The sequence below is a fragment of the Leptolyngbya sp. FACHB-541 genome (assembly GCF_014695875.1).
Taxonomy (GTDB): Bacteria; Cyanobacteriota; Cyanobacteriia; order Elainellales; family Elainellaceae; genus JAAUTN01.
The window spans coordinates 1-17,840 of the sequence record NZ_JACJPC010000060.1; the positions used below are offsets into that span (position 1 = coordinate 1).

General features: G+C 47.7%; 17 protein-coding genes and 1 tRNA gene. 8 read left to right on the forward strand and 10 right to left on the reverse strand.

Annotated features, from left to right (window positions below):
• Both cas12k and H6G00_RS12505 read left to right on the forward strand, forming a co-directional pair.
• A partial coding sequence (gene cas12k / locus H6G00_RS12500) for a type V CRISPR-associated protein Cas12k (RefSeq protein WP_199318453.1) occupies positions 1-888 on the forward strand: 888 nt, incomplete at its 5' end.
• A 414-nt stretch (positions 889-1,302) separates the two neighbouring features.
• Positions 1,303-1,554, forward strand: coding sequence for a hypothetical protein (locus H6G00_RS12505; RefSeq protein WP_190796975.1), 252 nt, complete (start codon positions 1,303-1,305; stop codon positions 1,552-1,554).
• Positions 1,555-1,764: 210 nt separating this feature from the next.
• On the opposite strand, the gene H6G00_RS12510 is transcribed toward H6G00_RS12505, so the two are convergent.
• Positions 1,765-1,837: transfer RNA gene (locus H6G00_RS12510), tRNA-Val, on the reverse strand.
• 126 nt (positions 1,838-1,963) lie between these two features.
• Here H6G00_RS12510 and H6G00_RS12515 point away from each other — a divergent pair.
• The 3 genes from H6G00_RS12515 to H6G00_RS12525 all read left to right on the forward strand — a co-directional run bounded on the left by H6G00_RS12515 (position 1,964) and on the right by H6G00_RS12525 (position 4,789).
• On the forward strand, positions 1,964-2,554 hold the full coding sequence (locus H6G00_RS12515; protein ID WP_190796976.1) for a metal-binding protein: 591 nt from the start codon (positions 1,964-1,966) through the stop codon (positions 2,552-2,554).
• A gap of 39 nt (positions 2,555-2,593) precedes the next feature.
• Positions 2,594-3,427, forward strand: coding sequence for a nucleoside triphosphate pyrophosphohydrolase (mazG, locus tag H6G00_RS12520; RefSeq protein ID WP_190796977.1), 834 nt, complete (start codon positions 2,594-2,596; stop codon positions 3,425-3,427).
• Positions 3,428-3,532: 105 nt separating this feature from the next.
• The gene (locus H6G00_RS12525; RefSeq protein WP_190796978.1) at positions 3,533-4,789 is read left to right on the forward strand and encodes a glycosyltransferase; all 1,257 of its coding nucleotides are present in this window, start codon (positions 3,533-3,535) and stop codon (positions 4,787-4,789) included.
• Positions 4,790-4,870: 81 nt separating this feature from the next.
• Here the strand turns inward: H6G00_RS12525 and H6G00_RS12530 are convergent, their stop codons facing one another.
• On the reverse strand, positions 4,871-5,419 hold the full coding sequence (locus H6G00_RS12530; RefSeq protein ID WP_190796979.1) for a general stress protein: 549 nt from the start codon (positions 5,417-5,419) through the stop codon (positions 4,871-4,873).
• 278 nt (positions 5,420-5,697) lie between these two features.
• On the opposite strand from H6G00_RS12530, the gene H6G00_RS12535 reads away from it, so the two are divergent.
• The gene (locus H6G00_RS12535) at positions 5,698-5,904 is read left to right on the forward strand and encodes a chlorophyll a/b-binding protein (RefSeq protein ID WP_190679849.1); all 207 of its coding nucleotides are present in this window, start codon (positions 5,698-5,700) and stop codon (positions 5,902-5,904) included.
• Here the strand turns inward: H6G00_RS12535 and H6G00_RS12540 are convergent, their stop codons facing one another.
• From H6G00_RS12540 to H6G00_RS12565, 6 genes are all read right to left on the reverse strand, one after another.
• Positions 5,905-7,635, reverse strand: coding sequence for an ABC transporter ATP-binding protein/permease (locus H6G00_RS12540; RefSeq protein WP_190796980.1), 1,731 nt, complete (start codon positions 7,633-7,635; stop codon positions 5,905-5,907). It lies immediately after the preceding gene.
• A 33-nt stretch (positions 7,636-7,668) separates the two neighbouring features.
• On the reverse strand, positions 7,669-9,009 hold the full coding sequence (gntT, locus tag H6G00_RS12545) for a guanitoxin biosynthesis MATE family efflux transporter GntT (RefSeq protein ID WP_199318454.1): 1,341 nt from the start codon (positions 9,007-9,009) through the stop codon (positions 7,669-7,671).
• 234 nt (positions 9,010-9,243) lie between these two features.
• On the reverse strand, positions 9,244-9,894 hold the full coding sequence (locus H6G00_RS35325) for a WGxxGxxG family protein (RefSeq protein WP_190796981.1): 651 nt from the start codon (positions 9,892-9,894) through the stop codon (positions 9,244-9,246).
• Positions 9,895-10,303: 409 nt separating this feature from the next.
• Entirely contained in the window at positions 10,304-11,056 is a 753-nt protein-coding gene (crtW, locus tag H6G00_RS12555) for a beta-carotene ketolase CrtW (protein WP_347278176.1), read from the reverse strand.
• 225 nt (positions 11,057-11,281) lie between these two features.
• Positions 11,282-12,043, reverse strand: coding sequence for a bifunctional 2-polyprenyl-6-hydroxyphenol methylase/3-demethylubiquinol 3-O-methyltransferase UbiG (gene ubiG / locus H6G00_RS12560; protein ID WP_190796982.1), 762 nt, complete (start codon positions 12,041-12,043; stop codon positions 11,282-11,284).
• A 193-nt stretch (positions 12,044-12,236) separates the two neighbouring features.
• Positions 12,237-12,872 carry an HPF/RaiA family ribosome-associated protein gene (locus tag H6G00_RS12565; RefSeq protein WP_190796983.1) on the reverse strand — a complete coding sequence of 212 codons (636 nt, stop codon included), beginning with the start codon at positions 12,870-12,872 and terminating at the stop codon, positions 12,237-12,239.
• Positions 12,873-13,313: 441 nt separating this feature from the next.
• Between H6G00_RS12565 and H6G00_RS12570 the strand changes: the two genes are divergently transcribed.
• Together H6G00_RS12570 and H6G00_RS12575 are read left to right on the forward strand one after the other, a co-directional pair.
• Entirely contained in the window at positions 13,314-13,769 is a 456-nt protein-coding gene (locus H6G00_RS12570; protein ID WP_190679844.1) for a DUF4383 domain-containing protein, read from the forward strand.
• A 73-nt stretch (positions 13,770-13,842) separates the two neighbouring features.
• A complete protein-coding gene (locus tag H6G00_RS12575; protein WP_190645407.1) occupies positions 13,843-14,055 on the forward strand; it encodes a hypothetical protein in 213 nt (70 codons plus the stop codon).
• Between the two features lie 215 nt (positions 14,056-14,270).
• On the opposite strand, the gene H6G00_RS12580 is transcribed toward H6G00_RS12575, so the two are convergent.
• Both H6G00_RS12580 and H6G00_RS12585 read right to left on the reverse strand, forming a co-directional pair.
• Positions 14,271-15,503 carry an MFS transporter gene (locus H6G00_RS12580; RefSeq protein ID WP_190796984.1) on the reverse strand — a complete coding sequence of 411 codons (1,233 nt, stop codon included), beginning with the start codon at positions 15,501-15,503 and terminating at the stop codon, positions 14,271-14,273.
• Between the two features lie 284 nt (positions 15,504-15,787).
• Positions 15,788-17,794, reverse strand: a complete 2,007-nt coding sequence (locus tag H6G00_RS12585) for a TolC family protein (RefSeq protein ID WP_190796985.1) — start codon at positions 17,792-17,794, stop codon at positions 15,788-15,790.
• Positions 17,795-17,840: the final 46 nt, after the last annotated feature.

A 17,840-nucleotide genomic window follows, 5' to 3' on the forward strand; every position in this document is an offset into this window, starting at 1 on the left:
CAACACTCATCTAGCTTATTTACACTGCGGTCTGGACGAATCGCATGGCAGGAGGGTAGAAACGAAGGGCATCCTTGGAGAGCACATCGGTTGATTTTATCCTGTGCTGTAGACACTGATACTTGGACTCAAGAAGGTACAGAACGAATCCGGCAAAGAAAAGCTAATGAATGTGCAAAAGTTATTGCTGGTACTAAAGCTAAAGAGAATCTGAACAAGAACCAGGAAGCGTTTATTAGCAAGCGGGAAAGAATGCTAGCTCTGCTTGATAATCCATTTCCTCGCCCCAGCCGTTTTCCATATGAAGGGCAGCCATCAATCCTGGCAGGGGTAAGCTATGGACTTGATAAACCTGCTACTCTTGCAATCGTCGATATCAGAACTGAAAAAGCTATCACCTATAGAAGTATCCGCCAACTTCTGGGAGAGAATTATAAGCTTCTCAATCGATACCGTCTGCGACAGCAACGCAATGCTCATAAGCGCCTCAACAACCAGCAAAAAGGTGCATCCAATAAATTTAGAGAATCTAATGCAGGAAAACACTTAGACCGCTTAATAGCTCATGAAATTCTAGCAATCGCTCAAAAATACCGGGTTAGCAGTCTTGTATTGCCTGACCTTGGCAATATTCGAGAAATTATCCAAAGCGAGGTTCAAGCTAGAGCAGAGCAGAAAATTCCTGGCTCTGTAGAACAGCAGCGACAATACGCCCTCCAGTACCGTGCAAGTGTCCATCGTTGGAGATACGCTCAACTGAGCGAGTTTGTCCAAAGCCAAGCTGCTCAAATTGGAATTTCTATCGAGATCGTGAAACAACCACTTGTAGGAACTCCTCAAGAAAAAGCCAAAAATTTAGCGATCGCAGCCTATCAGTCTCGAAAATAAAACTACTTGCAATTAGTTCAAGTGTACTGTATAAATTAGATGCGCCGTAGTTCATGCCAGAAATGGTCTCTGTGCTATCGCCAATCACGAGCTAGTTTGACTGTCAGAAGATAGTCTTGCTTTCTGGCTCGGTTAGCTGTCCACCTCGAAGTTAGGTGCGCTCCTAGCAAAAGGGTGCGGGTCTACCGCAGCGATGGTTAACCAATTTCACCTCCGAGCAAGGAGGAATCCACCCTAACCTTCAAATTTGGCAAACCGAAGCAAGGGCAAGATCCCCAGTAGGTTTGACAATTCATACATGACAAACCTTCTAGAAGTTCTCCACGGGTTGGAGTTACTTCTATTCTCCTAGAAACGGAGCCTCAAAATGAGGTTTGCCAAAAACAGGTCTAGAAGTCCCGACATCTTTAAGATTTGGGCACTGCGGTTGCGATCGCCTTTTCAGCAGTGGGCGGATTGAAAGTAGCCAAAGTCAAAGAAAATCGGTTCTTGGTTGAAGTTGCGATCGCCTTTTCAGCAGTGGGCGGATCGAAAGATTGGGCAATTCCGCATCTCAACATTTACTATAATTGTTGCGATCGCCTTTCCAGCAATGGATGGATTGAAGGCAACCGCAATGCTTTGAGGAACGGTAAAAATCGACAAGAACCACCTCAAGAATTTTAGTTGATACAGAATTAGTACGCTAGGATCCTAACTATAGGGTGGATTGAAAGGAGCGCCTGCCTTACAAAGGCTTTAGTGACAAGAATCTGTTAACGGTCAGATTTCTTGTGTTTGGCGACAACAATCTGTTACGGCGACAAGAATCCGTTATGACGACAAGAACTTGTTAACGATGTCAAATAGCTGTCCATTTCATAATAATTCGACAGATGGGCAGTGAGGGACTCGAACCCGCGACATCCTGCTTGTAAGGCAGGCGCTCTACCAACTGAGCTAACCGCCCGGAGAGGCTGTGAAATTTCATCAACTGAAATCGCACGAATTCTAATATAGCAGATAAATTTGATTCTGCTGCGCTAAATCGCAGATAAACTATTAAAACTGCTAATCTAATTTGCTCTGTTCAATCATGCCATCGGGTCGGACGCACGATCGCATTACGCTTTGGACTCTGCCCGTGTTGGCGGGGCTGACGTTGGCGATCGCCCGCAACAGCACGATTACGCTGATTATTTGTGCAGGCTTTTTGTTTGGCGGTTTGATGTTTGGACCTGACCTGGATGTGCTGTCGATTCACTACAAGCGCTGGGGCTGGCTCCGCTGGATCTGGATTCCCTACCGGGGCAGCATGAAGCATCGCTCAATCTGGTCACACGGCCCGATTATCGGCACAACGGTGCGGGTTCTCTATCTCTCGGTTTGGCTAACCTTTTTGGGGTTATTAGGCTTAGCTTTGATTAATGAAGTGCTGCGCGTTGGCTGGACGTGGAATGGAATTGGGCAATCATTGCACCGATCGTTTCAGCGCTACACGATTGAGTGGCTGCTGTTTTGCCTGGGCTTAGAATTGGGGGCATTGAGTCATTACGTAGCGGATTGGGCCGTATCCACTCAAAAGCGCTATAAAACTCAAGGATGGAAAGCTGTCTTGCCACCTGCACCCAAAGCCAAGAAACGCACGACTAGACGGAGTAAGGGACAACGGCAAAGTAAACGTTAGCTAAGATCAACCCATTCTCATGTTAGTCTTTGTTTTTTTATGTCTACCCCACCCGCATCTCACTCATTTGAGTCAGCTATTCTCAGCGCCCTGCAACGGCTAGTTGAAGTTGTAGCACAGTTGCGATCGCCCAATGGGGGTTGCCCCTGGGACTTAGCTCAAACGCCTGAAACGCTGATTCCCTATGTAATCGAAGAAGCCTACGAAGTGGTAGATGCGATTCGGCAGGGCAATCAGGAGGCGATCGCCGATGAGTTAGGGGATTTGCTGCTGCAAGTTGTTTTACAGGCACAGATTGCTAGTGAAGCTGGGCAGTTTGACCTCAAGAATGTGGCAGAAGGAATTACCGAAAAGCTAATTCGCCGTCATCCACATGTGTTTGGCGATGTCAAGGTACAGAGCGTGGAGGAGGTGCATCAAAACTGGGAGCAAATCAAAGCGGCTGAAGAACAGTCTCCTACTGAGCCTCAGCGACTCACTCCCCGGCTCAGCCGCTATGCGCGATCGCTCCCTCCACTGATGGCGGGGATGAAAATCTCACAAAAAGCGGCGGCGGCTGGATTTGAGTGGGAAAACGTAGACGGCGTATGGCAAAAGTTTCACGAGGAGTTAGCAGAATTTCAGCAGGCGATCGCTTCTGAAAGCAAAGCCAACCAGCAAGCCGAATTGGGTGATTTACTCTTTACCCTGATCAACATTGCCCGCTGGCATGAACTTGACCCAGCCGAAGCGCTTGAGGGTACCAACCAGCGATTTATTCAGCGGTTTGCTCAGGTAGAGGCAGTGTGCGATCGCCCCCTTTCGACTTATACCCTGGACGAACTGGAAACGCTGTGGCAGCGAGCAAAGGCAAAATTGGCGGGTGGGGATTAGGGTCGCAGCGTAGCTTGCTGTAGTGGCTTGGCAGTGCCAAGCCACTACCTGGACTCAAACCTAATTCACGATAGCGCTTGTTCATTTACTTACAGGACGAGAGACATGGGCCGCATCACCATTTTGACAATTGGCTCTCGTGGCGACATTCAACCCTTCTGCGCGATCGCTTTGGGCTTAATCCAAAGCGGACACCAAGTCACATTGGCGAGTAGTCCTAACTTTGCTGACTTTGCCGCTCACTGGAACATTCCGTTTGCACCGATTGCGGGTGATTTTAAGCAACTTCTGAGTTCACCAACAGGACTTGAGCTACTCGAAGGCAATCGGGTGAAGCTGATTCCTGAGGAACTACTATGGCAACAGCTTTTGGATGCCTGGAATGCCTGTCAGGGGAGCGATTTGATTGTGTTTTCGCCTCTAGCGCTGTGGGGCTACCATCTCGCTGAAGCGCTCAAGGTTCCTGCAATTTTGGCGACCCAAATTCCTATCGCTGCAACGCGAACTTTCCCTTTCCTGGGTTTTGCCGAACGTACCGACCAGCGGTTGCCAGGGCTAGCCAACCTTTTGAGCTATCATCTGGTGGGATTCCTCGGCTGGCGTTCTAATGCAAAGCTGATCAATCGGTTTCGACAAGACGTGCTGCACCTGCCTCAATTGCCCTGGGCAGGAGCCCGATATCGCCGTGATGCGCCTCCGTTCCTTTCACCCTTGACCATTGTTAATTGCTATAGTGCAGCGGCGATCGCCCCTCCTCTAGATTGGGGCCCAGCAGTTCACCAAGCGGGATACTGCTTTCTCAATACAGCAGACTCATTTACTCCCTCACCCGAACTACAAGCCTTTTTAGATGAAGAGCCAAAGCCATTCTATGTCGGCTTTGGCAGCATGATTCCTCGGCATCCTGAGCAGTTAGCTCAAACGATCGTCTCAGCGTTAGCAGCAACCGGACAGCGAGCCGTTCTTTGTTCAGGTTGGGGGAGCGTTAGCACCGACCTGCCCCCCTCCATCTACCGACTTGAGGAAGCTCCTCATGATTGGCTTTTCCCTAGAGTCAGTGCTGCAATTCATCATGGCGGTTCAGGAACCGTAGCTGCGACATTACGAGCAGGTATTCCCTCTATCATTGTCCCCTTCTTTGGAGACCAACCAACTTGGGGAAATTTACTCGTACAACTGGGAGTTTGTCCCGCCACTCATTGTCAATCAGAACTCACTAGCGATCGCCTCGTTGCCAGCATCCAAACCGTTCTTGAGGATTCCAGCTTCCGAGAACGGGCCCAACAGTTGCAGGTACAACTGCAAGCTGAGGATGGGGTAGCACGAGTCGTCTCAGTAGTTGAGTCCCAGCTTCAGCGCTGAGGTTTGGTATCCAATTTCACCACGAAAACCTGCGGGACAAATCTTCGTCGATTACTGCCTTCTTAACCAATCTCAGTCACCTTAGCTCTGACGGTCAAAGATACCCCACTCCTGAACGCCTTGACTTTGTAAGACTGATTCTGCCTGCCCCACTTCGGTGTCCGAGCCTTCTAAAAAGACCAGATAGTTTCCCCCGATCAGGCGATCGCTATAAACTCTAGCTTGCTCTTCGGGAATACCAGAATCCGCTAAGGCATGAATCAAACGATTGGTTTCTAAGGTTCCAAGTCCGGTTCCTGCAAGGTTAGTTAGAAGAGCCGCACCTAAAGTACCTGCCGCCAGTACAGGACCCGCTCCAGGAATAGCTAGACTTGTTAAACCTAGTAGGATTGTGCCCCAGGTAGCTCCTGAGACGGCATTTGAGACGACTTGTGTAGGGCTTTCTACATCTTGTCCTCCGACGCGATCGCTCATCTCAACTCCAGCAACTTGCTTCTCCTCATCACCCTGTTTAGCAATGACGGAGACTCTGTCCATTGAAAAGTTAGACGCTTTTAACTCATTTAATGCGCTCTCAGTGTCCTCATGGTTAGGGAACACTCCAACTGCTAATTTTTGACCTTCAGCCATGTTTTCCTCCTTCTGCAATCACCTGTCTAACTAATTAAATGTTTAGAACGGAACAGATGCAGAACTATTGTTTGGGTTATGCCATTATTCTTGTTGTTCTCCTCTAAATGCTCATCAATCAAAAGATGTAAGCAACATTCACTCACAACTGGTGCTTCTGGTACTTCTTCACAAACTATTCTCTAGAAGTAAAGCTAGATAAGCTCAAAGACAGACCTTGTCAGCGTAGGCAATCGATAGCATGAGGCTAATCTTAGTGAACTGGAGACTATTTAGCCATGCAAACCACTACACCCGAAAAAACTGCAGTTACTCCTATTGCTCCAGCCTATAATGGCAGCGATCGCAATGCCTGGATCTTTGGCTGGAACCCCCAACAAGAGCTATGGAATGGTCGTCTTGCCATGCTCGGTTTTGTAGCTTACTTGCTTTGGGATTGGGCAGGCTACAGCGTCCTTCGAGATGTGCTTCACCTGATTCATTAATCAGCCTGTAGCCAGGTCTAAAACTAGTTGGTGATGGTCCGCCAAAGATGAGCGATGTCCTACGCTCAAGAAAGTGGCACCCATTGCAGCCAGATGTTGATAGAGTCGTTCTTCATTGTCGAGGTCAAGAGCGCTAGTTGCTTCATCTAAAATGGCGTAGTTTGGCTTGTTTAACAGTAACCGGGCAAAGGTGAGCCGCTGTTGTTCTCCTAGAGATAAAACATCGGCCCACTCTCGTTCGGCATCAAAGCCACCAAACCGTTCATCTAAATCTGCTAAATTCACCTGTTCCAAAACTTGCTTAAGGTGTTGGTCTTCGACCTGAAGCCGAGTGTTGGGATAAAGCAACTGGTCGCGCAATGTTCCCATGACCATATAAGGACGCTGAGGTAGAAACAGGATTTGGTCTGCTTTAGGACGCGTAATTTTGCCTGTTCCAGCATTCCACAGACCCGCGAGCGCCCGCAGCAGCGAACTCTTTCCACATCCACTTGGACCCATCACCAATAATCCTTGCCCCGACGGAATTTCTATCGACAGATCCTTAATCAAGGTGCGTTGTCGATTCGGCGTCTGCAAAGTGAGGTCCTCTAAAACAAGGCGATCGGATTCGACCACTTGAATGACGGAGGGTCGCTCAGAATTGGAGGATGCTTCAGTTTGTATTCCTTTGGCCGTACCTTCTGTTGATGTGGCTGCTGTTGTCTGGGTTTGATCCGTTTCAACCTGTTCTAGAAATTCAGCGAAAGTGTACAAACGATTGATTCCGGCTGTGAAAGTGGTGAGTGACTGAAAGCGAGCAACTATGATGTTAAGTGAGAAAAAGACGCGCACAAAAGCGCCCTGCGCTTCGCTCACTTTGCCCACTTCAATCTCTCCGGCAAAAATCCCAGGAGCCACCACTAGTGCAGGCAAAATGAACGGAATAAACTCATAGGCATTAGTCAAAACGTTTAGACTTAACTCCCAAACAAGGAGCCGTTTGACATTCTCAAACACCTCTGAAAACCGCTGCTCAACCTGGTTTGATTCGCGTTCTTCACCTCGGTAAAAGGCGATCGCTTCTGCATTTTCCCGAATTCGCACCAGGCTAAATCGGAAGTTGGCTTCTCGTCTCAACTGTTCAAAGTTTAGCCGCACCAGCGGTTTGCCAAATACACCCGTTGTCACTAATGTCCCAACTAGCGCATACAGTCCTAGAAAAAACACGAGTGGTCTGGAAATGCCCCACAGTACACCACTAAAGGCAACTACAGCTAGAAATGATTCTACGAGTGCCAACAAAAAGGTGAGTGATTCTTGAGTAAAGCTGCGAACATCTTCAGCAATTCGCTGGTCCGGGTTGTCGATGTTGATGTCTGAAATGTTGAGTTGATAGTAGGCGCGATCGCTGAAGTAGCGATTTACAAACCGCTCAGTTAGCCAGCGTCGCCATTGCAAACTGAGGCGATCGCGCAAATAAGTGTAGCCAGCCAGCAGCGGTGCATAGATCACTAGCACTGCTAAGAAGATCATCACCGTTTGCCAAAATCGCGGCTCATCCTGAGCAGAAAGGGCTGAAATTAGCACTCCACGCTTGTTGTTGAGCAAGACGCTTAGCCCTGTGTAGGCTAACAAAAACAAAACAACTCCCAGCAATAGCCCTCTAGCCTGCCATTTTTCGTCCCCTGTCCAGTAGGATTTGGCGATCGCCCAAAACTGCTGAAAGACTTGTAAATTCAATCGATCCATCAACTTATTTCCTTTAGGACTGGTTTGCTTACATTACTTGCTTACATCACTTGCTTGCATTACCGATTTAACCCGCAGTGTTTCAGGCACTCGGCGGGTCAGGGTGATGGCTCGGGTTGCCATTAATAACACCATTGCCATCCATAGCAAATGGGCACTATGAAGTTGCCAGGCGATCGCCCCCATTGGCACAAAGCCTAGCAAAGTTGCCACAACAGTAGATTGACGCAAAATTTGTCCCTCAGTCAAACCCAAAAAGTAGCCATCCAGGGTGTAGGCGATCGCCCCAAAACCGAGAACCGGAAATAGCCACAGCACAAACCGATTCACCTGCTCCAACACGTCTGCATGGTTTGTCAGTAGTCCAAACAAGGGCGTGGGAAAGAGAGCAAACGCCGCCGCAAAGGCAAGTCCTAACCCTAGGCTCACTCCACCAGATAGCCAAATTAGTGTCAGCAGGCGATCGCTTGCGCCTTGACCATAAAACTTGCCCGCAAAACTCTCCGTTGCAAACGCTAACCCATCAATAAAATAAGCTGCCAGTGTGACGACTTGCAGCAATAAAGTATTCGTTGCTAATACCGTTGTTCCCAGGGCAGAACTGAAATTCGTAAATAGCGCAAACGCTGACACCAGCGCAAAGGTGCGAATTACAATATCACCATTCAGGAGAAACGCCGCTCTCCAATCGCTCAGGTCAAACAGTTTTGCTGTGACCGCTTGAACCTGGCTTAGCTTCAGTTCTCGGCTCACCAAGACTAGCCCTATCAGAAGCATGAGACACTGACTGAGTCCTGTTCCCCAACCTGCACCTGCGCTCCCCCACCCCTGCTGCACCACGAATATGTAATCTAGTACCACATTAGTTCCATTTCCAATGAGCGAAAGCACCAGCACTTTACCTCCATGCTCTCGCCCTAGAAACCAACCAATCAGCACAAAATTTATCAGAGTTGCAGGTGCTGCCCAGATCAACGCGTTGTAGTAATTAATGCCTGCTGCTTTTACCTCTGGCTCTGCACTCAAAAGGGCAAACCCGATTTCTCGTAGGGGATATTGCAAAATCCAGATTGCTATTCCTATTGCCAGTGCCAGTCCAGCGTTACGTAACCCAACTAATAGGACACCATCTTGATCTTGCCGTCCGACTGCTTGGGCGGTCATTCCCGTTGTCGCCATCCGCAGAAAGCCAAACGTCCAATATATGTAATTGAATAAAACTGTTGCTAGCGCCACACCTGCCAAATGACGGATTTCTGGCAAATGCCCTAAAAACGCCATATCGACTAGCCCTGCTAACGGCACCATCAGGTTAGAAAGCACATTGACAGCAGCTAGTTGAAAGAAGCGATCGCGAAACTGCATAGAATGCATGAAAATAGGTGAAAAGGAACAGCTACACTCCCTAGCCTCTCACAACTCACTGCAATTAACCCCGCACCTGGAGGTTAACCTCCTGCATAAATCACGTTTCCAAGCATGAATGGTAGCGTGGCTTTGCCACGCTACCATTCATGCTTGAGGTCTATTGAGAGAAAAGGATGTCTCCCTGTCTTCCGAGAGTGCATCCTTGTTTGCGGAAAGATAACTAGTTCACACAAAACAACTCTAATATCTGTTGGAACTAGAACTCGATACGGTTGTTTCACGACGGGTTGGAGTTCTGTCCTTAGGCTTGAGACCAGCCAAACCCAGCAATCCAAGCAAGCCTAGCCAGCCCCAGTCAAAGTCGCGATCGCCCTCAGCCGCCTGAACATCACTGGTTGTATCGCTAGTTTCCTGTCCACTCGTAGTCGTCGTGTTAGGGCTTACGGTAGGAGCGGTTGTAGTACCATCGGTTGAGCCACCCGTGGTACCTGCAGGAGCCGTAGTTCCACCAGTTGTTCCACCGATTGTTCCGCCCGTGGTGCCACCTGTCGTACCACTGGTTGTTCCGCCTGTTGTCCCACCTGTTGTCCCATCGATAGCAGTACCGGGCGTTGTAACCGTACCGTCAGTTCCATCCGTGGTACCCGTGGTATTTCCTTCAATGTCTCCTGTGGTGCTGCCTGTCGTGCCACCGGTTGCTCCACCCGTCGCACCGTCAACAGTTCCACCTGAAGGACTGCTAGGAGCTGTAGTCGTGCCACCTGTGGTGCCACCTGTCGTTCCACCAGCACCTCCTGTCTGAGCAGAAGCATTAAATGCAAAAGGGAAAGCGGCCAGGCTAAGGGCGCAAACGCTACTTAGAATAGTTTGTGTTAAAGCTGTAGATTTCATGGTTTTAGTTTCTGGTACTTTCTCAATGTCTAAGTGAGTTTTTAAGGTGTAGGTAGAGCGGTAGTGCTAGCCGTAAAAGAGTCTAATGATTCATAACCGTCGCTTTGCCTCCTATCTGTTCCGCTATTAACAGAAGGAATCCTGGAAATGTTGAGCAAAATTTTAGTGATTTAGGACTCAACACCTCCAGGCAAACAACGAGGAAAACTAGAACTATCTTTGTTGCTAATTCTGATGTTAATCCTGGAAGTTTGCTAGAGCGTCTACCATAGGAACATCTTTGTTTTAAGTTGATTTGTAACTAGAAACACAAAGCTTCTCACTGGAAAATTCACTATTTTGGAGCTTGCTCAATGTGTATAGAGTGTGCTTAAAAAGGTGCAGTTTCAGGTAAAAACGGTATTAGCTTTTAGCTATTTCGAATTGCTGGCAGTTGCCACCAGGGTACATCAGGATGCTCATGATGCTCTTCATGGTAACCAAAGTAATAACAGGTGATGAAAGACAAGAACACAGGCAACGAAGTGCTTTGAGTATGATGAGAATTGGTATAGCCGTCCTGGGGTTCTCGGTGAGGTAGAAACGTTCCAAAGTAAAACAGCTGTAACGAACTTAGAACAGGAGGAATAATCCAAAACAAAATTAGATTTGTCTCAGGCACATGGAGGATATACTTGCTCAAATTGAAGGCAACTATCAAACTGATTGATTGCTGTAGATTCCAGTATCTTTTAATAAAGAGAAAATACCAGGAAAAGAAACTTTTATGTTTGAAATCGTGAAAATCTGGGTCAAGCTCACTTCCCGGGTGGCGATGATGCAGCCAATGTTTTTTTAACAAGCGCTTATAGGAAAAAAATGCATAGCAAAACGCTGCAACTGAACCAATTAAATAGTTGGCTTTAGGATTTTTGGGAAAGACCACTCCATGCATCGCGTCATGCGCCGTGATGAATAGCCCCGTGTACAAAAAAGTCTGCCAAAGTACAACAAAAATCACTCCTAGAATCGGCAGCTTTGACACATCTGTAGAAAGCAGCAAAACTAGACTGCTTATCCAAAGACCAAAGATCGTAGAAGCAATTAGGACTCCATAATTTTTTGCCTGTTTAACAGTTGTTGAAGCGAATTCTACAGGCTTAATAGATGCTGTCTGAACCACGTAGGAACTCCATTGCAGGGTAGAAAATTATTTGCGATCGCCAAATCTTAAAATCTGTCAAGGCTTCGCTATATATCTAAATCCTAACTACCCAGGTACTTAGGGAAGTCTACCTATAGTCCTAACTGATTCCTATCTTGAGAGTAATATCGAGCGACATCAGCATTCAAGCCTTGTGATGTTTGATACCGCAGGCTTGCTATTTGAACCTAGGAAAAGTACAGTTTATAGAAGCTTGTCGGCTTTGCCGATATAGCACATAGAAGTATCTCGGTTAATTTGAATCTTAAACAAATCTGCTTCTCCACCTTCACTCCGAGTACTCAATCCCTTGAGAAGAATGTCTTTAAGAACTCCAAAGTTCATCCCATTAGTAACATCAAATCCTTTAACCTCAATATTAGAAAAATGCTTCTCTCTCAGCATCAAATTCAACTCATCAGGCTTAATAAATTTGTTCCAATCATGAAGTCCACGGGGTATCTGGTTTAGAACATCCTCTAGAAGCCAAATCATCACCAATTTTGACTTAAAAGTTCTGTTAATTGTATCAAATAGAAATACTCCGCCCTGGGATAGGACTCTATGAACTTCTGAAAGCACCTTATCTAGGTTTGATACGTGTTCTAGCACATCAAAGCATAACACCACATCAAAGGTATGACTACTATAGGGCAGGACTTCGGCAGATCCTTGTTGATAATCGATTTCAAGTTGACTTTGGCTTGCGTGCTCTTTTGCAACTTTAATTGAGTTCTCAGACAGATCGATTCCTGATACCTCAGCGCCCAGTTTGGCTAAAGCTTCACAAGCTAATCCCCCTCCACAGCCAACGTCTAGAACTTTAAGATTTTTCCAGTTTGGAATGTAGCTAGCGGCAAACTCAAACCTTGTTTGATTGAAGTGATTTGACAAATGTAAGGTTTCGCCGTTCTTCCACCATTTCTCAGCGTTTAAATCGTAGTATTCCAAGTCATTTTTCTTCATCGTTTCCTTTCTATACCAATTTAATCTGAGAATGTTACAGATATGGGTAGGAGCGCACCGCAGTGCGCCCTTACAGTCTTATAGAAATTGATGTGTCGTGAAATCTGTTTAACCCGATATTGTTTCTATTTGGCGAAATCAGGAGTTGTCAAAGGAAAACTCCTGATTTGTTCAATTTGATTCGCTGTTCAGACTACTCCCAACCTAGTGGTAGCTCAATAGACGTCTCTTCTGACTTTCCAACACTTGCCCCTGGCTTATCGACAATTTGAATTGTTGTCGCGTGGAGCAATCCCTCTTCACTCTCTACGGCTTCAAACCGAACACCTGTCCCTATCTCAAGGCGATCGAAATCATCATGTAGTACACTGTCGCGATTGAAGTAAATATCTTCTCCTCCAAGAGTTTTGAGAAAGCCATAGTTCTGCTCTTTGAATAATTTGGTGACAAGAGCAGTAGTATCTTGGACTTCGTCGCTTACTCCAGCGGTATCATGCTCACGCTGCTGTCTTGCTAAGTCTCTAAGCTGTCGCCAAGCTTTGCTAAATGCATCTCGAATTACCGTATCGAGTTCAGGATACTGGTTGCGCTCCCCGGGACTGGGATTACTCTCTGCGACCAGCTCATGGCTGGGAGGAACGGTCATATCGAGTCGAACTCGATAAGGAGATCCACCGCGAGGGTGGTCATGTACTTTTTCAACTGCAATATGGCAACTACTGATGTAATTACAGACCTGCTCCAATTTGTTTAGTTTCTCATCGATTAGAGAGGCGATCGCCTCAGTCTTGTCAACGCCTCGGTAGGTAATTTCTGGTGGAACTTTCATCTGCATCCTTCCTTTCATCTGAGAACTCCGGCTTCCAGGCAGTAAAGCGCATGTAGGGTAGATGAGGAGCCTGGGAAACGCTCATGGAAGCACCATCTTAAGGAATTGAAAGTTATCTCTCCTCTAACTCACGAGCCGTTATATTCATCCAAGTACCTGTCTAATAGGAGAGGTATAAGAGAAACAAGACGATACCCAACAGCATCTTGAGACTAAGAACTCTGCCTGCGTAGCATGTTCATCTTTTCTAGACTTAGCGTAAGAGATGAACATCACAAAACAAATTCATCATGAACTCCTCTTTGGACATAGCCGGAACTGACTTTAAGAATGAAGTTAGGCTTTTGAAACTGGTCTTGAATGTTAAGTGAGTAGCTAGCAGTTCAATTAAGTGCTATTGCTACGCCATTCAATACAGTTCATTTTGGAAAAGACATTACTATGCAAGCATCATCTGACAACATGCAAGTTCGCTACTGTGCGCTAAGTTTGGGCATTCTTTTCCTGCTATTAGGATTAGCGGGTTTTGTGCCTGCTTTTGTCGCTCCGCCTGCGGATGTCTCCTTCGCTAGCGGTTATGGCAATCTATTTGGCATCTTTCCAACCAACTACTTCCATAACGCTATAGGAGTTTTGGTTGGACTTTGGGGAATTGCTGCTTTTACCAGTCTAGGTGGCTCAATCACCTTCAACCAAATTTTCGCTTTTGTGTATGCCGCACATGCCATTCTAGGGATAATTCCTTTCACCAACACTTTCTTTGGCATTGCACCCCTGTTTGGCAACAACGTTTGGTTTAATGCAATTCTTGCCGGCATTGCTTACTACTACGGATTCGTAAAGCCTACAGTGCTCGACCGAGTTGGAGTATCCGCTAATGCTCAGAAAGCGGCTTAGTTCAACCATTAATATCCCTGGAATCAGCAAAACTTACAACACTTAATCGATCAACAAATTTAAGGAGAAAATTATGCCCGGTGGTCATGCTAGTCACAAAGGCGGTGGAACGAAACACAGTCATGACAATAGTCAGATTGATTCTGCTGCAAACCTTGTAGGAGATCCAGAGAACCTTTTAGATGAAGGCGAAGGATATCCCTTTGATGAGCAGGGAACAGAGATTAACCCTGCTGCGACAGAGCGTCCTAGTGAAAGCTCAGCGGAGCAACAGAAACAGGAGTAAACATAGGGGTTGTGCTTCCAGCCCTTCTGATTGTTAGAGGGTTTTTAAGAGAGTGTTTGCAGAGTAGCGTATATTTCGGTAGGGCATAGCATTCGGGCAAGAATTTTTGGTCTATTCCAAAGTTTACCTACCGAATGCTATGCCCCTACAATTTCTCTGGGTTACAGAACAGGCTTTTCGAACATCCTTCAAACACTAGCATTCATGCAAAAGGTTTATTCTTCTGCGGGTACCAAACTGCGCTTGGGAAGAAGGTTCAACAAGCCTACAGTTAGCGCTACCAGTGCAGTGGTATAGAACACCGTTGGAAGATTGGAATGGGTGAAGACAAACCCCAACAGAATGGGAGATAGGAACTGTGCCAGAAAACTCACGCCTGTTCCAGTTGCCAAGACAGTTGACTGTAGGTTGTCAGGCGCTAGCTCAGCTAAGCTACTGTAGAGCGTTGGTACAACGATGCCGAAGCCAAAACCAAACAAAATCGCGACGGGGAGCAAAGTTTGCATCTGGTGCAGGTAAGGCATTGCCGCCAAAGTGAGTGACATGGTTACAGCCCCTAGAATGATCGTCCAACTTTCACCAATTTGTTTGACCAAACGTCGCACCAGAAAGGCAGAAACTAGCGCTGCGCCACCTGCCTTCGTCGCTAACACAATGCCAATTGAAACGGTATTGCTGCTCATATCCGTTTTCATATAAATCGGCAAATAGACGATCAGAGCGTACACGCTGGCTGACACCAACGCTAAACACAGCAACAGTTTCAAGATTTGAGGTTGACGAAATAGCTGAGCGGGTGTGGCAACTTCCGACACCGTAGCATTTTGGGAAGATTCTGCTGAAGATTTCTCGGTATCCTTTTGGGTAGACAGAGCTTCAACATTCAAACCAGTAGATTGGCGACTGCCATAAAACACAACAGCAGCCCATAGCGCCAGTGGAATTCCCAATCCGTACAACCCAAAGACAAAGTGCCAGTCGATTGTGCCAATCCAGCCTGCAATCAACGGATAGACAATGTTAGCCAGGGTTAAAGTGGTGGCGACATAGGCGATCGCCTGTGCCCGTGCCTCGCCCTGGTAAAGCTTGCTGACTAATCCCAACCCTGCTGCTGCAATGCCGCCATTAGCGATCCCTAACAGGGCCCGTGTTGCCAACAGCGGCGTGAAGCTGTGCATTAATACTCCTGATATGCCAAAGACGGCGTAGCAGATCAGGGACGGTAGCAGCAGCCGAATTTGGCCAATTCGGTCAGCCAAAATTCCAAGCAATGGCGTAAAGATTGCTAAGGTCAGAAAGTGAAAACTGATCAGGTTGCCAGCTTGGGCCGTTTCAAAATGGAGGCTGTTTGCCATTTCCGGCAAGATGGGAGCTAGGATTGCCCCAGTCATGGCAATCAAAGAACTTGCAGCTAGCAATACCAACAGCCTGGAGTCAGAAAAATTCATACGCTGTGCAACTTAACACCACTCAACAGCAACAGGTCAATTCCAAAAGCTGCCCAAAAATTTGGGCACTTTCAGAAGAGTTACCAGATCAAGCTTTAAACAGCAAGGGCCAGCAAGTTTCTGTGTCTGTTAAGTCGTATGTTGGGTGAGGCATCGCGAAACCCAACAGAATCGAGGCAGGAGTTGGGTTCCGCCTTGCTCCACCTAACATACATCAGAAGATTTGTCAGTCAATCGGGTGGAGGAATTCGATGAACCCTTACCGCTTCCCTTCTCCTTCCTCCTCACACCTCCGAGAAGCTGCCAACTGCCCGCTGCAGCGAGGCTAGAGAGCGATTGTAGCCGAGAATTGCTTGCAGCAAATTGACCTCTGCCTGAGTAAGATCGGATTGCGCTTGCAGGACTTCAGTTTGGGTGCCGACTCCTGCCCGATAGCGCAGTCTAGCTAGGCGCAGGGCTTCGGTGGCAAAGTCTACGGCTTGAGTGGCTGTGCGCGTATTCTCAAAGCTGGACTGGAGGGTAAAGTAGGCTTGCTCGACTTCAAGCCGCACCTGGTTACGCACGTTGGCAAATTGAGTTTCGGCGATCGCCACATTGGCTTCCTCCTGTGCGGCTCTAGCTCTAGTTGCTCCACCATCAAACAGGTTCATGTTCATTCGCAAACCTAGCTGATAAGTATCATCCAGCCCACCTTCCTGGTTGAGTGTGTCCTGCACCCCATAGCTAGCAAAAGCTGAAACTTGCGGTCCTAACTCCGATAACGCTGCTCGTCGCTGTTGCTGGCTAATCTCGCGCTGTACCAACTGCTGCTCTAGCTCCGCCCGGTTTTGGTAAGCGAGAACGATGCTTTCTTCAAGATTGGGCAACCAGTCTCCTGCGACCCGAACGGGATCAGCCGCCGCTACATTCACCGACTCAGCAATGCCAAGTCGCTGTCGCAATTGACGACGAGAAACTTCCTGCTGACTCAACGCTTCGACCAGGTCTTGCTGGGCGTTAGCGACATCTACTTGAGCCTGAAGCTGCTCAAATCGGGTACCAATGCCAGCCTGCTCTAAAGCCGTTGCGTCTCGCAGGCTAGATTCCGTTTCTGCTAGCGAGGCACGGGCAATTCTCACCTGCTCATCAGCTTCCTGAAGGTCATAGTAGTCGTTCACCACATCCAACACAGTGGCTTCTGAAGTAACTTCTACCTGGAGCTGCTGAAGCCGCACTCGCCGCTCACCCGCACTGATTTGAGCCGATCGCCGACCTGATGTAAAGATGTCATAGTTCAGTTCTACGGAACCGCCCAATACTGCTGCTGTGGAAGAGTTATTGCCACTTTCAACTCCTAGTGCAGCTTCTAACTCTTCGGGAAGACCAGAGGAACTTTGACTTTGCTGCAGGGTGAGGTCAGCGCCAGCCGTCAGTTGAGGCAAGTTAGCTGCTTGAGCTTCACGCAGTTCCGCCTCAGTGCGTTCTAGCTCTAGTTGAGCGGTTTGCAGGTCGAGGTTGTGACGCTGTGCCAGGGCGATCGCCTGCTCCAGGGTGATTGGCACAGCTTCTCCCACTTCCACTTCTTCAGGAAAGGTGGGTCTGGTTAAAGGATTGGGAGGTGGGGCAAATTCTTCTAAAGTGTCTAAACTAGCTGGGTTAGGGGGCGCTTGCGCCTCTATTTCAATTCCTGACTCGGCATCGACTTCGATTCCCGGTTCAGCGTTCGGTAGTTGAGCAGGTTCACCTTCTGGCGCAGCATCCGGTTCCATCTGCGGTGCAACCTCTGATTCAACTTGATCTGATTCTACGTTTGGTAGTTGAACCGGTTCGTTTTCCGGCACAACTACTGGTACAACTATTGGTTCTTCAGAAGTTGGCACCTGGAGATTTTGTTCTTCAAGGGTTGGTTCAAAGGGGGCAAAGTTAGGACGGGACCATTCCACTGAATCTTGCGGTGCAACTGCTGTCCATTCAGGGGAAACGGCTGCAATTTCGACACTGTCAATTGGTTCTAGTTCTGGTGTCGGTAAAGCTATTTCAACCTTGGCATCTGGCTCAGGGGCTGTCGGTGCTGAGGTGGGGCGATCGCCTGTTACACTGTGGGCAACCTCTCGATGTGCAAAAGGTTTAACAGGCTCTACTTCAGGTGGAGTAGTGACTGGACTAAGTTCAGGTTTTGCATCATCTGCAACACTAACCGGACTTTCTTTGGTTTCCTCTAGAGCAGGGGCAGGGGTAGCGATCGCCCGTCGCGTAATCGCTTGAGCGGCAATTAGTGTAAGTGTGCAAAATACAAAAGTTGAAAAGCGCATGGAAATAATTACCTGGAATCTTGTTTCGATTGCCGGGTATGGGTTT

Bases quoted from the DNA above. Each gene is read 5' to 3' on its own strand.
- H6G00_RS12570 (WP_190679844.1), top strand. From the start codon at position 13,314: ATGCAAGCATCATCTGACAACATGCAAGTTCGCTACTGTGCGCTAAGT.
- H6G00_RS12580 (WP_190796984.1), bottom strand. From the start codon at position 15,503: ATGAATTTTTCTGACTCCAGGCTGTTGGTATTGCTAGCTGCAAGTTCT.
- H6G00_RS12515 (WP_190796976.1), top strand. From the start codon at position 1,964: ATGCCATCGGGTCGGACGCACGATCGCATTACGCTTTGGACTCTGCCC.
- H6G00_RS12535 (WP_190679849.1), top strand. From the start codon at position 5,698: ATGCAAACCACTACACCCGAAAAAACTGCAGTTACTCCTATTGCTCCA.
- H6G00_RS12575 (WP_190645407.1), top strand. From the start codon at position 13,843: ATGCCCGGTGGTCATGCTAGTCACAAAGGCGGTGGAACGAAACACAGT.
- gntT (WP_199318454.1), bottom strand. From the start codon at position 9,009: ATGCATTCTATGCAGTTTCGCGATCGCTTCTTTCAACTAGCTGCTGTC.
- H6G00_RS35325 (WP_190796981.1), bottom strand. From the start codon at position 9,894: ATGAAATCTACAGCTTTAACACAAACTATTCTAAGTAGCGTTTGCGCC.
- H6G00_RS12565 (WP_190796983.1), bottom strand. From the start codon at position 12,872: ATGAAAGTTCCACCAGAAATTACCTACCGAGGCGTTGACAAGACTGAG.
- H6G00_RS12530 (WP_190796979.1), bottom strand. From the start codon at position 5,419: ATGGCTGAAGGTCAAAAATTAGCAGTTGGAGTGTTCCCTAACCATGAG.
- H6G00_RS12540 (WP_190796980.1), bottom strand. From the start codon at position 7,635: ATGGATCGATTGAATTTACAAGTCTTTCAGCAGTTTTGGGCGATCGCC.
- H6G00_RS12585 (WP_190796985.1), bottom strand. From the start codon at position 17,794: ATGCGCTTTTCAACTTTTGTATTTTGCACACTTACACTAATTGCCGCT.
- H6G00_RS12525 (WP_190796978.1), top strand. From the start codon at position 3,533: ATGGGCCGCATCACCATTTTGACAATTGGCTCTCGTGGCGACATTCAA.
- ubiG (WP_190796982.1), bottom strand. From the start codon at position 12,043: ATGAAGAAAAATGACTTGGAATACTACGATTTAAACGCTGAGAAATGG.
- mazG (WP_190796977.1), top strand. From the start codon at position 2,594: ATGTCTACCCCACCCGCATCTCACTCATTTGAGTCAGCTATTCTCAGC.